The sequence below is a fragment of the Cupriavidus malaysiensis genome, assembly GCF_001854325.1.
Lineage (GTDB): Bacteria > Pseudomonadota > Gammaproteobacteria > Burkholderiales > Burkholderiaceae > Cupriavidus > Cupriavidus malaysiensis.
On record NZ_CP017754.1, the window covers coordinates 3,751,635 to 3,766,258 of the forward strand.

The window sequence follows — 14,624 nt, forward strand, 5'->3', positions numbered from 1 at the left end:
TTCCTGAGCTCGCGCCATCACGCCCATCCGAAACGTACACGCGCGGCGGTCGGTTCACCTTCCGCCCACAGATGACTCAAATGCAACTGGAAAACCGTCACGAGAGGCTTTGCCCAGTCTGTGGCAGTAGCCCCGAGGCCGCGAAGATCTACTTCGAGGAGCACATCGACACCTCAAAGCTGAACGAGTTCAGCTTCGCCTCCCGCAAGGCGCCGGAGTACCTCTGCTACCAGATGGTTCAATGCCATCGGTGCGACCTCGTTTATGTGGACCGCCCACCATCGCAGAGCGCACTCGCAGAGGTGTACCACGCGGCGGAGTACGACAGCAGCGAAGAGGCTGCTGATGCTGCCCGCGCTTATGCCGGCATTGTCAGCGGCCTCGCCAAGAAGCGCCCGCTCAAGGACGCGCTGGAAATTGGAACGGGTACCGGCGTCTTCCTGGATGTGCTCAAGTCGTTCGGATGTGAAAACGTGGCGGGCATCGAGCCCTCCTCTGCCGCTATCGCCGCTGCCCCCGACTATCGGCGCCCCTGGATCAGGGAAGGCATCTTCAGGGAGAGCGACTACGCACCGGAATCGTTCGACTTGATCTGCTGTTTCATGACCCTCGAGCATGTCCGCGAACCAAAGGAGATTGCCAGTTCGGTGATGAACCTGCTTCGCCCCGGCGGCGCATTCGTCACTGTCACGCACGACTACCGCAGCCCGGTCAACAAGTTGATGGGCAAGCGTTCGCCGATCATCGACATCGAGCACATGCAACTCTTCTCCCAGCGCAGCATCGGGACACTGTTCGACTCGACAGGCTATGTCGACGTGACCGTCCGCCCCTTCGCCAACAGGTATGCCCTGCGATACTGGACGCGTCTTGCCCCACTAAGTCCCCGCCTCAAGAAGATGGCGAGCTCGCTACTGAGCACGCTCGGCATCGATGGACTGAAGCTTTCCGTCAATGTCGGCAATACCGCCGCCATCGGTTTCAAACCGACCCGCTAACGTGCCAGCGTTCCATTTCAACCGGCTCGGGCGGTTCCCGCGCTTTCTCGCGGTGGGCGCGCTGAACTCGCTATTCGGCTTCTGTGCCTACTCGGCGTGCATACTTCTTGGGCTCCCTCCCTGGGCCGCGCTCATCGCCGGCAACGTGGCGGGCATTGGCTTTAATTTCCTGACCACGGGCGGCCTGGTCTTTGCCGACCTTTCGCGCAAGCGCTTTCCCCGTTTCGTGCTGTCCTACCTCGCGCTTTACCTCCTGAATCTGGGACTCGCTCATGAGATCATCCCATTGGTCGGAGGACCGATCGCCTGCCAGGCATTGCTGACGCCCCCGCTGGCCTGCCTCTCATTCCTCTTGATGTCCCGGTTCGTTTTCAACAGGAGAACCGGCCCGTGAGGCGCCGGCCAGCCTTGCCGCTGGTAACTTGAACAGGCGGCCACCGGCGACGATGACGCGCGGCAAGGCCACCCCGTACCAACGACACATCGACACGTGCGATATGCCGCAAGAAAGACGAGTTCTGCAACCCGCTGCGTTTGAAGCCATCTCGCTTGCGACGATATTCCTGGCCGTGCATGCCGTGGTGCTGGCCTGCATCTTCCCAGGCTTCTATGACCCATTCTGGCCGCACCACTCCGACTACTACATTGCCCAGGCACTTGCCTACAGCGAGGGCGGTGCCCTGCAGATCCTGACACAGCCCAGGCCACTAGCACTGCTGCTGTTTTCCCTGTTCGGGCGATTGGGCATCCACGGATCCGTCATCGCGTCATTTGGCGTCGTCGTGGCAAACTACATAGGCATCGCCATGATGATGCGCCGAGCATTCCAGCTCGAGATCAAGCTGCCATTCTTTGCCGCCGCATCGGCCTTCGCCTATCTGCTGGCGTCGCATCCGTACCAGTATGAATTCTCGACTTGGGATGTCTTTTCCCAGTTGTCATTTCTGTTCCTGCTGCTAGCAGCGAACCTCAAGCTCCGCGGGCATGCCGACTGGCAGGTGTTCCTGCTGGCCCTGCTGGGTTTCCTCATCAAAGAAACCTATGCAGCATCGGCAGCAATGCTCGCGGCTGCCTGGCTGCTCTACCACATGAAGTCGAACGTGCGGGCAGCGCTCGCACCGCTCGCCATCGTGCTCTCGGCATTCCTACTTGCCTTCGTGATCAACCGGATCAACGGATCTCCCTTCACCGGAAGTGCGAACTTCGACGGCTCGCCCTATCAGATCATCCTGCGCCCGGCATCGATCCTCGCGCAGTGGGCACAGTACTCCGTAGAGGGTATGTCGCTGATCAGCGCGGCCATCATCACACTAACCCTCTTGAGTATTTCGCTGGCCTTCGGCAGCACGAGCGCCATCGCCCTGACGGCATTGGCGATCGTTGCCGCCGGCGCCCTCGCGTGGCTGCCCAATTCCGTGCTGCCCAATCATCACCATGCCGCCTATTCGTGGAACGGCGCATATCTGCTTTACGCGCCAGTGCTGCTTCTGGCAGCAGTCTTCCAGCGCGGCACAACCGGATTCCGGCTTATCGTCGCGGCTATCTTTGCTCTTGCCATCGGCAGCCCTAGCGGATTCGCAGGCACGTACACCAGAGAGAAATGGATCGTTGACAACCAACTCCGACAGAAGCGCCTTGTGATAGAACTCCAACACCTGATCGCGGGTCTTCCTAGCGGACCATCTACCGTCGTCGTTTCCGGCCTGAACGGGCCTTTCAGCCCCTACGACCACTGGCAGGCCATCTTGTCCATGCACCCCCCCGCCGGTGTTCACTTCTATGTGCTGCGCTACCCGGAATGGCTGCCGTCCAACAGTCCATCCGTGTCGGCAATCGAGGGGATCAACGCCGAGCGCGGGATAGTGAGTTGGATCAATCCGGATCAACTGGAGCGCAATCGCCCAGACCAAGCATGGCTGTTCCGCTCGGATGGGAGCGTCGCCCGTGTCATGGATAAACAGAGCCCTCTTGCGGAGGTGTCGGAGTTTGGCATCAGTTCCGAGGACCTTGTGAAATACCCGGATCTCCTGGAGTTCACATCACCGCCACAAGTCGGTCACGCGGGGGACGCTGCAGGATTCCGCTTTCTCAAATGCGGAACCACGTTTCTCTCCTACAATGCACCGGACCGTGCTGAATTCTGCCTGCGGCGCAGCGCTGAATTGATTCCTCGGAATCCCTACAGCCACTTTTACCTGGGCAAGGCGCTCGAAGCGCTCGGATGCCTGGACGAAGCGCGAGACGCGTATGCCGAGGCAGTCGCGAATGCCGGCACCTCGCCCAACCCGGCCTTCAACCAGGCCTTGGAGACTGTGCGACGAGACGACAGATCTTGAGCGACGCATCGACGCGAATCAGCCGGCGTCAGGCTGGCGGAACGAAGGCGGCGCTTGTCCCCCTGCCGCAGTCGCAGAAACGATGTCTGCGGCAAACAACCAAGACCAGAACATGCAAGATTCAGTGGCCGCCTTCCGGTGGCATAGCCTGCTCCGTGGCACGAAGCTCTCATCCATACTGGATAGGGATGGCAACAACTTCGACCTGCTGAGGCTGTGCGCAGCACTGGCCGTCATGTTCGGCCATTCGTTCTGGCTGCAACCGGCACACGGACGCATAGAACCCATCCTTCAACACACGGGCCTGGAATACTCGGGAAGCCTCGCCGTCTACACCTTCTTCTTGATCAGCGGCATGCTGGTATCCGCCAGCTATGAGCGCCAGCAGTCGCTGATACGATTCGTCCCGCTCCGGCTCGCTCGCATTTATCCTGCGCTGATTGCCTGCGTTTTCCTGACTGCCTTTCTGCTATACCCGCTCCTATCCACGGGAAGCTTTGCCAGCGCGGTGCTCGGCGAAGAGACGCGTGACTACTTCTTCAAGAACGTCGGGCTGTTCTGGGGGATCCAGTGGACGCTGCCCCATATCTTTGAGCACAATGCGATCAAGTCGGTTGTAAACGGATCCCTCTGGACGTTGCCACTCGAGCTGATGTGCTACCTGATGGTCGTTGGCGCGGGGCTTATTTCGGCCTATTCCTCTCGGCTGAGGCTCGTCGCCCTTCTGGCCATTCTTGGCGCGGGCATCGCCTACCTTGCCACCCACACCTCCAATTACGAACTGCTACGAAGCATTGTCAACAAGCCGACCGGGTACTCGTTCTACGCCCCACCGTTCCTTATGGCTGGCATGCTGCTATATGCTTTCCGAGATCGTGTCATTGTCAGTTGGAGGATCGGAATCATCCTTGCGCTCGCCTACGTGGCAGGACGGCACTCGGCAATTGCCGCTCCACTGTTCCATCTAGCGTTCGCATATGTCCTTCTGTGCCTTTCCGGCGACAGGATCTTGCGACGCATCCGCCTCAGGAATGACTACTCGTACGGCGTCTACCTCTGGGCCTTCCCTATCCAGCAGATAGTGGCGGCATACGCACCGGAGATGGACAACCTGGTCGGCCTGACGATCGCGATTCCGCTGACCTTCGCAGCAGCGGTGCTTTCCTGGCATCTCGTGGAGAAGCCGTCGATCCGGTTTGCCAGACGGCTCGCCTTCTCCCGACCCCTCGTATTGAGCGACAAGCGCTCCGCCCCTCTTTAGCGGAACCGGGAAGCGAACGGGGAATCAATCGTGGCTCGCCCTGCCTCTCGGACGAGCCACCTTTACCTGCAACACGGACTGCCGCCTCACTGCGCCGTGCAGTGATCCTTGTGGATATGGCTTGCCGCCAGCAGCTTGTGCGAGTGGCTTTCCACCAGTACGAACAAGAGCCCGTCCTTCACCCACGGGCCTGTCAGTTTCCGGCCCTCCTGCCCGCCGCGCTCCCAGAGCTGGGACTTGCCATCCGGCGTTTGAATCCACAACTCGACCGCACGCACCCCCGATCCGACCACACTCCATTGCGCTTCGGCAACGGCACCATGCTGCAAGGCCGTGCATTCAGTCTCGGGCATCAACCTGATATCGAATCCGACACCTGGTACTGCCGCCACACCCGCTGCCGCCTGCAATAGCGCCGCACCCGGCACCGCATCGGGCCCCGGTGCACGATACTTCCCGACCATGATTCCCGCTGCCAGCAATACCGCTATCGAAGCGACGAAAGTGAATTTCTTCATGGCGCGCTCCTATTGCCCCCGAAACGGCCAGATCTGATGGCGCGCGGCACCACGCACATTGAGCAAAGTCGGCACCGCATCTGGCCCGCGACCGGGAATCGCCCACAGGGTCACTTCGCGAAGGCTCACAACCGGCACCGCATGCATGCTATCGACTGCCGCCAGCACTGCCCTGCTCGAACCGGGCCCGGTGACGACATGACTCACGCCCGTCGCACGCACCAAACGCTCCCATAGCACGCCACTGACATCCTCATCCGCCTTGCGGGAAGCCGCCAGCATCGAAGGGTCATACCATGCAGTGGTGAATGCCCGCCCTGCAAATGGGGCAATATAGGGACGCTCACGATCAGTCAGAATGACGCTCGCCTCGGGCCCGCCCTGCTCGAGCAGGTAGTCTGCCAGCACCTTCTCCGGTGCAAAGTTCTGTTCAATTTGTCTGGTTCCGCTATTCAGCCGGAACGTGTCCCAGATGATGCGCTCGCGATAGTGATAGGAGCCACTGGGCAAGAAGGATAGATTGAGCAAGACCATCGCGCCGACAACGGCAACCAACTCCCTGTCGCGAATCCCCCAGCACCGAAAACCGGCAAGCGACAGTGGCACCAGGAGAGTGAGTGCGGGAAAGATATATCGCAAGTACTGGATGCTCGCGAAAGTCGCAAGCAGGCTGATCGCTACCACCAGAAGTGCCGGCAACACCTTGCGCGACCATGCGGCCAATACTGCGCCGCCAAGCAGGCCCAGAAATAGGAAACCCGCGGCACCATCATAGGCCTCCATGTAACGCTTGCTATGGAACGCAAGATCCCACGGCGTAGACAAGCCCATCGCCGTATGCCAACGCATATCGTTGAATCGGGCGAGGTCATAGTACGGGGAACGGAAGACGTCATTGAATACCGGGAGAACGGGATTCCCTGTAATCAGCGCACCATAGAAATAGCTTGAACCCGCAATCAGCAGCACCAGCGGAAACCACCTGGCAACGACCGCCAGATCGCGCCCAAGCTGCCGCCCCCAAAGCGTCCAGACGACCAACGGACCAACAAGCAGCACCTGTGTCGCTTTGAACGCCATCAGGGTGGCGCACAGGAGGACAACTGCGACGATCGAACGATGGCGTCCCGTTCCCTGCTTGAGATACAGTACCGCCGCAACGGCCGCAGCACTGGCCGCGGTGAGGGACGTCTCTGCTTGCATGCTGCCCAGCAGAGGCAAGATCAGTGGCTGGCTGGCAAAGGCAGCGACCGAGAGCCAGCGCAATCGGCTGGAAAGGCCCAGGCTCCGGCCGATATCCCACAGAAAGTACGCTGCCAAGACAAACCAAACCGCATTGACCAGGCCACGGGCCTCCTGAGTGGCTACCACGGCCACCATTGCCTGGACAATGTCGGCCACCCAGGGGGTCATTGCCCAGACCTGAGTGGCGGCGTCCATTCTGTAGTAGCCGAGTTGACGCAACTGGTCCGTCAAGGACAGATGCAGCACCATATCGTCATATTGCACGGTCGGCAGCCAAAGGCTGGTTGACGAGATACAAAGCACGACGACAGCAAAAAATGACGCATGGGGCGCATCGCGAACCGCAAGTTGCCAGCCGGCCAGGGAATCGCGCACAGCGCGGGCGATCACGCGGTATCGCAGTAGGCAGATTGACAGCATTGCGGCCACATAGATCAGTGGCTTGTGGATCGGGAAGGGCAGGAGCCAACCTGCGGCTCCGCCCAATACGACCATGCCGATGAGCAAGGCAAGCGCCCAGCGCCTCCGCCCCATGGTCGGCACCAGCGCAGAACCGACACCCAGCGCCGCACCACCGAACAGCATCATGGCAGCTGCCGGACCAAAGCCAGCATGCGTGCACAGCAGGACGACGGCAATCCCGGCCAGCGCCGTGCTAGCCGAGCAGCGCTTCACCTTGGTCAGAACCGCTGCAATTGCCAGCAAAGTGCCGGCAATTGCAAGGAATTCCACAATGCGATTGCCCTGCCATTCCGTTCTCACGGTGGTCGTGGCAAATCCTGCCACGATCAGGACCGGCCCCAACCAAAGCAGAAACCTGGCTGGCAGATAGCGGGCGATTGAAGTCATGTCAAGGAAGTCAAATGGATAGCGCCCCAGTCAGGCCAGACTGGGCGCGGCACGGCAGCATGCCGCAATACTTGCACGCCAGCGACGCCCTCGCTCGCTATGGGTTGATCGTCATTGCCAGGACGATCGGCCCTGAGCAGCAAGGACCTGTCGATTCAAACGGGATCGCGAATGCAGACTTGGGCTACTCGCCGATCGACATGTTGGCCACGTCAGCCGCTTGCCCAGATCGCTTGCGCAGCGCCCTGCGTATCGTGAACAAGCGATGAATGGGCCGCCTGGGTACGCTGGCAATGTCATATCCGACGAACGCCAGCAACAGTTGCAGACCGAACAACAGCGACAGGGCAACGATCATCAAGGTGCCCATCGGCGTTGCGATGCCCGTCGACGTCGAGTGTTGCCAATGGTAGGCACCGAATATCAGGCCAAAGCAGAAGATCAGCACCCCGAATACCAGTTCCAGCGACGCCAGCGAAACATCTCGCAGAAAATAATTGTAGAAGAGGCGTTTCCCGAAATTTCTCAGATGCTTGCGAAGGAATTCACCCAGGATGCGCGAGATCTTCAGGTTGCTGACCTCCTCCCCGTATACAGCATCCATCGGGACGTCTACCACCACGGCACGGTAGGTGCAAAGACGAAACAGGATATCGGTCTCGAAGAAATAGCGCTCGCTAATCTTGTCGAACGGCAGTTTCGCTGCCACGTCAGCGTGAATCGCAGTATAGCCATTGGTCGGGTCAAAGATGTTCCAGTATCCCGTCGAGAGCTTGGCCAGGAACGACAAACCTGCGTTGCCGAACAACCGCACCGCCGGCATGCGGCTGATATTGGATAGATCGTAAAAGCGGTTACCCTTGGTGTAGTCGGCCTCGCCGCCTAGGATCGGCATTACAAATTCGCGCAACAGCGACGGATCCATCTGGCCGTCACCATCGATCTTGACGATTACCTTAGCACCGTCCGCAATCGCTGCGCGATAGCCGGTCATCACGGCACCGCCAACACCCTTGTTCTTCTCATGCTTGACAACGATCACACGCGGATCGGTGCAATGCTCCCTCACGTAGTCGCCGGACCCCTCTGGGCAGGCGTCGTCGACAACATAGATAGCCGACACCAGACCATCGATACGCTCGATGACGGACAAGATGAACCTCTTCACCTTGAAGCAAGGAATGACGACGGCTATACCAGATTCATCGCCAGCGATATTAAAATTTCTGTCAATCATGCCGCGAATCTCTTAAATTTATTCAGCGATAAATCCAATACCTGGATACTAAGAAACCTGCCGCAGCCAGCAATCCATCGGCAACCGGCTTTACCAGCCAGGCCAGCTGAATCCCCCGCATCAAATCTACCGAGGCAATAATCAAGGTACTGATCAGCGCAGTACCCAACCACAGCACAACATATCTAAAAAAATGCCTAAACCCAAGCTCGCTCTCGATTTGGGCAGAGAAAGTATTTCTGCCATTCAACCAAAAACCCAGCAATGCCCCAAGTATTCTGCCAGCAATATTGGCCTTCACCGCACCTATACCGGACGAGGTCAACAAAAAGAAGCAGAGCCAGTCCACTCCTAACTGAATGCCTCCGATGACTCCATACGAAGCACCCTGTCTTATCAAGCTCATCTCGCCTCTCCACGGCGACTCCCTGTATCCGGTGCCGCACTACACAACTCACCCCACAACCCAGCCAGAGGCGCCTACATCACAATCGATGTTGAGCTTCCAGGGCTACATCGGCCGAAATCTTGTGGATACGGGAAAAACGCATCGGAAGAAGCGGCGCATCGCCCTATTGGGCAACCCGTGATTCTAGCGTATCTGATGTCCCGCTGGCCCTTGACATGCGTCGAATCCAACATCGAGCCGGTCTAGCAGGCAATGCGCGGCTCACCCGAGGACAAGGTTCGGAAGCGACCGGGGCCTAATTGGGAATTAGGTGCTCTCAAGCGCCAAGGACAGCACTTCGGCAACGCTACCCTTTCGGCTCCTGGACCATCGTTTCCTCATGAGCATTCCGCTCGGGACCCGAAGGACCCAACCGTTATACGATTGGGTAATGCTATTGAGTTGAATCCAGACGATGATCAGATCAGAAACGGGAAGCAACAGAAAGAATATTGGCATTCCTTTATTGCTGTGCAGCCAATGCACATGCTGATCGGCAATGCAGAGCTATCGTGGGGGGCGCCACGGGACAGGATGACTACAGCCCTCCCATCACATACCCCGATGCAGCACCGAGATCCACGGGCACTCATCCGGGAAGCCCGTCAAAAATAGGTTATCGATTGAGTACTCCGCCTACAGCACTCACTGCCACCATCAGACCCGCATAACCCAACTCTTTCAAGTTGCGTGCGCATCAGCTTGATTTTGACACTGACCGCTACCCGCGGAGATCAATGCAAATTCGACAAAATCGCGCGCGTCGACGCTGCCTTGACCACCTTAGCTAGTGCCCTGCAGCGCAAATCGCTGCCAAGAGGATGGCGCCGGCTTCCTGCGTAGCGCACACACAAACGAAATTGCATCCCCTGACCACGATCCCTGCTAATCAGTGCGCCGGCGCTGCGCCACTAGCCTGCGACCACGCCGCAGGAATCGCGCGGCATTGTGCATGATCATCATATGAATCACCGCCACCACCAGAAAACCAAGGAACAGCCAATTATCGGGAACACCCGCCTTCCATGCGACCACACCGATGAGTCCGAGCAACGCATTGCTGGCAAGAATGATCCACACGACCAGCACCGGCGGCAAATCCATGCGAATCAGTACATGGTGCAAATGCGTGCGATCGGCCGACAACGGATTGCGACCTGAAACCATACGCCGTGTCACCACTGCCAGCAGATCGATCAGTAGGAATCCAGCGATCCACAGCATCAACACCGGCGGGACATGACGGCCTGCATTGTAGACGGGCTGCGACAACTCGACCGCAAACCAGACAATGCCGAAGCCCAGCATCAGACTGCCAGCATCGCCAAGAAAAACACGCTTCCGACCACGCAGCGGGTTCGGCATATTGAACAAGAGGAAGCCCAGCAGCGCACCGCACAGCACCACGCATAGCCGCTGCGCGGAGTTACTGCCGATTTCGCCCGCAAGATAGCCAAACCACGCGAAAATGATAAATGCCAGACCGCCCGCCAGGCCGTCAAGGCCATCCATCATATTCATGGCATTAATGACGGCAACGACGGCGAACAGGGTCAGCGGGATCCCCCAGTTAGCCAGCTCGATCTCACGCTTGCCCATCAGATCGCCCAGGGACATCAGGAACACGCCCCCCCACGACGTCATCAGGATGGCGGCGAAGATCTGGAATCCGAGCTTGGTCAATGGCGTCATGCCCTTCAGATCGTCGACCACGCCGACCATCGCCAGCACGGTCAGGCCGCCCAGCAAGGCGATGTAGTGCCCCTGTTCCCGCATAAAGACGATGGCACCCACCCAGACCGCAAAAGTGATTGCAATGCCCCCCACCAGAGGCACATCGCCATCGTGTCGCTTGCGGCCACCCGGCCGGTCAAGCAAGCCGCCTCGCAGAGCCAGCGGCCGCAGGCTCAGCGTCGCCACGGCGCTGACCAGCGCCACCATCAGCGGCACCCAGAAGAAATCGAACATTGCGCGCTCTACGAATACCTGCTCGTGGGAAAAAGACGGAAACTCCAATAGCTTGCCGATGTCATCAGCCGAACCAGGCTTTTGACATGCCAATGGAGATAGCGGAGGTCGCGATGGCTCTGCCTCTGCGCATCGTGAATCACGCGGGCAGATTGTACCCATGCGACGCTGCGCCCCAGGCGATGCAAGCGCAGGCAGACGTCGATATCCTCGCAATAGAGGTGGTAGCGCTCATCGAAGCCGGACACGGCCGCGAAGCTCGGGCTATCGAACAACATGCACATGCCGGCGATCCAGTCTACCTGCTGCACCGGCGTGCCGACCGCGTAGTCGGGCTCGGAAACCCCGCGCAGGCGGCGCAACACCAGGCGCAGCAGCCCGGGAACGCGCCGCGCGCTGTCCTCTACCCGTCCATCCGGCGACAGCACGCGCGGGCCCGCCACGCCAGGGTGGGCCGCGACCTGTGCCATCAGGGCTTCGAGTCCCGCATCCGGAGGGAAGCGCACGTCGGGATTCAGCACCATGAACAAAGGCGTCGTGCATTCGCGGAACGCAGCATTATGGTTGGCGCCGAATCCTTTCGGCTGCTCGTTCACCTTCCACTGGATCGGGCAACTCGGGCAGTCGGGCAGTCCGGGCCGGCTGTCCGGGATGTTCTCAGTGACGATGACCCGCAGCGACACCGTTGCCGAGAGCACTTGCAACTGCTCCAGCAACGGAGGCAGCAGTGCCGACTGGCCGTGGCTGACGATGGAGAAAGTGATCTGCATTCCGTAATACGCGCACAAGCGCAGCGGGCACCCTTGCGCGCTGCGCGACTTCCCGTCGGTTGGCGGCGAGAGACGCTCGCGCACCAGTGTGTTTCGCTTGGAGACTCAGGGCCGCCGAGCCAGCGCGATGGCCGGATCGATCTCCTCCAGGGCGCTGACAACCGTGCAGCTTACCTCAGCCTCCCCCGGCGCAGCAGTACCGCCGGCGTGGCGAAAAAACCAGCGCTGGCCTATCCCGGCAGCAGCAGCGGCCTGCATGTCCGTCGCCGTGTCGCCGACCATCGCCGAATTGCCCATCTCCAGCCCGTAGGCATCACGCGCAGCCAACAGCATGCCCGCAGCGGGCTTGCGGCAATCACAGACCCGCAGATAGTCGCCGAGTCCGGCGGTCGGGTGATGCGGGCAGTGGTAAACCCGCTCGATCCTGGCGCCCTGCTCCGCGAAACGCTGCAGCATCCAGCCCGTGAACGCCTGGTACTGTTCCTCGTCGTAGTAGCCACGCGCGATCCCGGCCTGGTTCGTTACCACGAACACCAGCATGCCGGCCGCATTGGCGCGCCGAACCAGCTCGAAGATACCACTGACGAACACACAGTCTTGCGGGCGGTGCACGTAGCCCGTGTCCACATTGATGACTCCGTCCCGGTCCAGAAACAAAGCCGGTACGCCCATCACATCTCCGCAATCAGCGCAGGCACCTTGGTCTGAGCCGCCGCATAGTCATCGGGTACGCCAATATCGATGAAATCCCTGACACCGGGGAAGGCACCGAGGTATATCTCATCGATGAAGCGGCCGAGGAAATCCTGCTCGAACGAGAAGCGCTGCGGCAGGTCGGCCCGATCGGCCAAGGCTGCCTTGCGCAGGTGGTAGACGCCCGCGTTGATCAGACCCGGGCCCTCGCGGCCTTTCTCGATGAAGGCGCGAATGCGCCTGTCCTCGTCAATTTCCACGGTGCCGTAGCGGGTAGCATCCGGCACGCTGGCTGCTGCCAGTGCGACATCCGTCCCCCTCGCTTCCGCGTCCGCGACGAAGGCGGCCAGGTCGACGACCGCCAGCGTGTCGCCATTGAACACCAGCACGTCCTCACCGGGAATGCCGGAAATCGCCTTCCGGATCGCCCCTCCCGTGCCGAGCGGTTCGTCCTCGATGATGTAGTGCAGCCGCATTTCGCCGAAGCGCTCACCCATGCCTGCGCGAACCTGCTCGTGCCGGTATCCGACGGAGAGATAGACGTCGCGCAGCCCCTGGTTTTCGAGTTGCTTCAGCAGCCACCACAGGAACGGCTTGCCGGCGACATCGGCCATCGGCTTGGGCAGGTCGCCCACCACGGGACGCAGACGGGTGCCGAGTCCACCGGCAAGGATGATGGCAGGCTTCATAAACGTGGGAAGATAGCGGCTTCGACAAGACCGCAGATGATATGGCCCAGCAGCAGGTGCCCCTCCTGGATCTTCGGCGTCGCGGCGGCCGGAATCTCGATCGAGAGATCGCACAACTCGGGCCGGGCCCAGCCATTCTGACCGGTGAAGCCGATCACCAGCAAGCCGGCCTTGCGCGCCTCCTCCATGGCCAGCAGCACATTGGGTGACTTGCCGGACGTCGAGTAGGCCCAAAAGACGTCCCCCTTGGCACCGACGGCCTGAACCTGGCGGGCAAACAGCTTCTCGTAGCCGTAGTCGTTGCCGATCGCGGTCATCACCGAGGAGTCCACGGTCAGCGCGAACGCGCACAGGCCGGGCCGGTCATAGTTGAAACGGCTGACGAACTCGCCGGCAATATGCTGGGCATCGGCGGCGCTGCCACCGTTGCCGGCCAGCAGCACCTTGTTGCCTCGCTTGAGCGCCTCGCAGATCTGTAGTGCGCATTGCTCGGCGCGCGAAATCAGCTCCTCATCCGCCCGGATCCTGGCAAAAGTGCTGATCGTCTTATCGATTTCCTGCTCAATGAATGCTCTCACGCCATCCTCCAGGATTGAGCACCGCTTTCAGTGAAGTTGCAGGTGAAGACCTGCCCACTGAATTCTGCCAGGGTTCGCATCACGTCCGGTCTTCGGGCCGGATCGACGAAGAACATCATGAAGCCGCCGCCGCCGGCACCGGAGACCTTGCCGGCCAGCGCACCAGCGGCTATCGCCGCATCGTAGATTTCGTCGATGAAGGCATTGCTGATACTGTCCGCCATCTTCTTCTTCGACGCCCAACCAGTGCGCATCGAGTCCGCGAACCCATCGAAGTCCGCCTTCAGGATCGCCTCCTTCATGCGCACAGCCTCTTCTTTTACCGCATGCAGCGCGTTCAGCGATTTCTGCTCGCCGCTCTTCACATGCGCGGTCTGCTGGGCAATGATCTTCGCCGACTCGCGGGAGACGCCGGTGTAGAACAGCACCAGCGACGACTCCAGCTCAGCCTTGATATTGGCCTTTATGCGCAGCGGGTTCACGATGACCCGGTCACCGTAGAACTCCATGAAGTTCAGACCGCCGAAGGCCGCCGCGTACTGGTCCTGCTTACCGCCGGCCATGTCGAGATCCACGCGCTCGATCTGGTAGGCCAGGTGCGCGATCTCGTACTCGCCCAGCGGCAGGGACAGCAATTCACAGAATGCATGGACCAGGGCAACCACCATGGTCGACGAGGAGCCGAGGCCGGACCCCGGGGGCGCTTCCGAGTGTGTCGTGATGGACACGGGAATCGGCTGCCCCTGGTTGAAGTCCTTGACGATGCGGTTGTAGACGCCGACGTGCAGGTCGAGCCCGTCGACGCGCTGGAGTACCGGAGAGCACTGGCCGGTCCACCTACGCTTGCTGTCGGCCGCTATCAGTTCGACCCGGCCATCGTCGCGCGGCGCGATGGTCGCATAGGCGAACTTATCAATGGTGACATTCAGCACCAGGCCGCCGAAATCGTCGGAGTAAGGAGAAACGTCAGTGCCGCCGCCAGCAAGGCCGAGACGGAGCGGTGCGCGAGCGCGGACGAGAGAGAATTGCGACAT

At 60.2% G+C, this 14,624-nt stretch carries 14 protein-coding genes; 4 read left to right on the forward strand and 10 right to left on the reverse strand.

Translation table 11 applies throughout. From position 1 onward, the window contains the following. The first annotated feature begins 80 nt into the window (after window positions 1–80). The 4 genes from BKK80_RS16975 to BKK80_RS16990 all read left to right on the forward strand — a co-directional run bounded on the left by BKK80_RS16975 (window position 81) and on the right by BKK80_RS16990 (window position 4,595). A complete protein-coding gene (locus BKK80_RS16975) occupies window positions 81–998 on the forward strand; it encodes a class I SAM-dependent methyltransferase (RefSeq protein ID WP_084545658.1) in 918 nt (305 codons plus the stop codon). Between the two features lies 1 nt (window position 999). Further along, window positions 1,000–1,392: a GtrA family protein gene (locus BKK80_RS16980; RefSeq protein WP_071037981.1), complete on the forward strand. Its 393-nt coding sequence runs from the start codon at window positions 1,000–1,002 to the stop codon at window positions 1,390–1,392. A gap of 52 nt (window positions 1,393–1,444) precedes the next feature. Beyond that, a complete protein-coding gene (locus BKK80_RS16985) occupies window positions 1,445–3,334 on the forward strand; it encodes a tetratricopeptide repeat protein (protein ID WP_071037980.1) in 1,890 nt (629 codons plus the stop codon). 82 nt (window positions 3,335–3,416) lie between these two features. Continuing rightward, the gene (locus BKK80_RS16990; RefSeq protein ID WP_157903245.1) at window positions 3,417–4,595 is read left to right on the forward strand and encodes an acyltransferase family protein; all 1,179 of its coding nucleotides are present in this window, start codon (window positions 3,417–3,419) and stop codon (window positions 4,593–4,595) included. An 86-nt stretch (window positions 4,596–4,681) separates the two neighbouring features. Here BKK80_RS16990 and BKK80_RS16995 read toward each other — a convergent pair whose 3' ends face one another. From BKK80_RS16995 to BKK80_RS17040, 10 genes are all read right to left on the reverse strand, one after another. Then, the gene (locus BKK80_RS16995) at window positions 4,682–5,113 is read right to left on the reverse strand and encodes a hypothetical protein (RefSeq protein WP_071070281.1); all 432 of its coding nucleotides are present in this window, start codon (window positions 5,111–5,113) and stop codon (window positions 4,682–4,684) included. 9 nt (window positions 5,114–5,122) lie between these two features. After that, on the reverse strand, window positions 5,123–7,207 hold the full coding sequence (locus BKK80_RS17000; protein WP_071070283.1) for a hypothetical protein: 2,085 nt from the start codon (window positions 7,205–7,207) through the stop codon (window positions 5,123–5,125). A gap of 184 nt (window positions 7,208–7,391) precedes the next feature. After that, window positions 7,392–8,444: a glycosyltransferase family 2 protein gene (locus tag BKK80_RS17005; RefSeq protein ID WP_071037977.1), complete on the reverse strand. Its 1,053-nt coding sequence runs from the start codon at window positions 8,442–8,444 to the stop codon at window positions 7,392–7,394. Window positions 8,445–8,466: 22 nt separating this feature from the next. Further along, complete coding sequence (locus tag BKK80_RS35640; protein ID WP_084084725.1) at window positions 8,467–8,850, reverse strand: GtrA family protein; 384 nt, start codon at window positions 8,848–8,850, stop codon at window positions 8,467–8,469. A 927-nt stretch (window positions 8,851–9,777) separates the two neighbouring features. After that, the gene (locus BKK80_RS17015; protein ID WP_071070287.1) at window positions 9,778–10,860 is read right to left on the reverse strand and encodes an MraY family glycosyltransferase; all 1,083 of its coding nucleotides are present in this window, start codon (window positions 10,858–10,860) and stop codon (window positions 9,778–9,780) included. 8 nt (window positions 10,861–10,868) lie between these two features. Then, on the reverse strand, window positions 10,869–11,630 hold the full coding sequence (locus BKK80_RS17020) for a glycosyltransferase (RefSeq protein ID WP_071037975.1): 762 nt from the start codon (window positions 11,628–11,630) through the stop codon (window positions 10,869–10,871). Window positions 11,631–11,735: 105 nt separating this feature from the next. Further along, window positions 11,736–12,302 (reverse strand): D-glycero-beta-D-manno-heptose 1,7-bisphosphate 7-phosphatase, encoded by a 567-nt coding sequence (gmhB, locus tag BKK80_RS17025; RefSeq protein ID WP_071037974.1) that lies wholly within the window; start codon window positions 12,300–12,302, stop codon window positions 11,736–11,738. After that, a complete protein-coding gene (locus BKK80_RS17030; protein ID WP_071070289.1) occupies window positions 12,302–13,012 on the reverse strand; it encodes a nucleotidyltransferase family protein in 711 nt (236 codons plus the stop codon). The genes gmhB and BKK80_RS17030 overlap by 1 nt, the downstream gene beginning before the upstream one ends. Then, window positions 13,009–13,590 (reverse strand): D-sedoheptulose 7-phosphate isomerase, encoded by a 582-nt coding sequence (locus BKK80_RS17035; protein WP_071037972.1) that lies wholly within the window; start codon window positions 13,588–13,590, stop codon window positions 13,009–13,011. The genes BKK80_RS17030 and BKK80_RS17035 overlap by 4 nt, the downstream gene beginning before the upstream one ends. After that, entirely contained in the window at window positions 13,587–14,624 is a 1,038-nt protein-coding gene (locus BKK80_RS17040) for a GHMP family kinase ATP-binding protein (RefSeq protein ID WP_071037971.1), read from the reverse strand. The genes BKK80_RS17035 and BKK80_RS17040 overlap by 4 nt, the downstream gene beginning before the upstream one ends.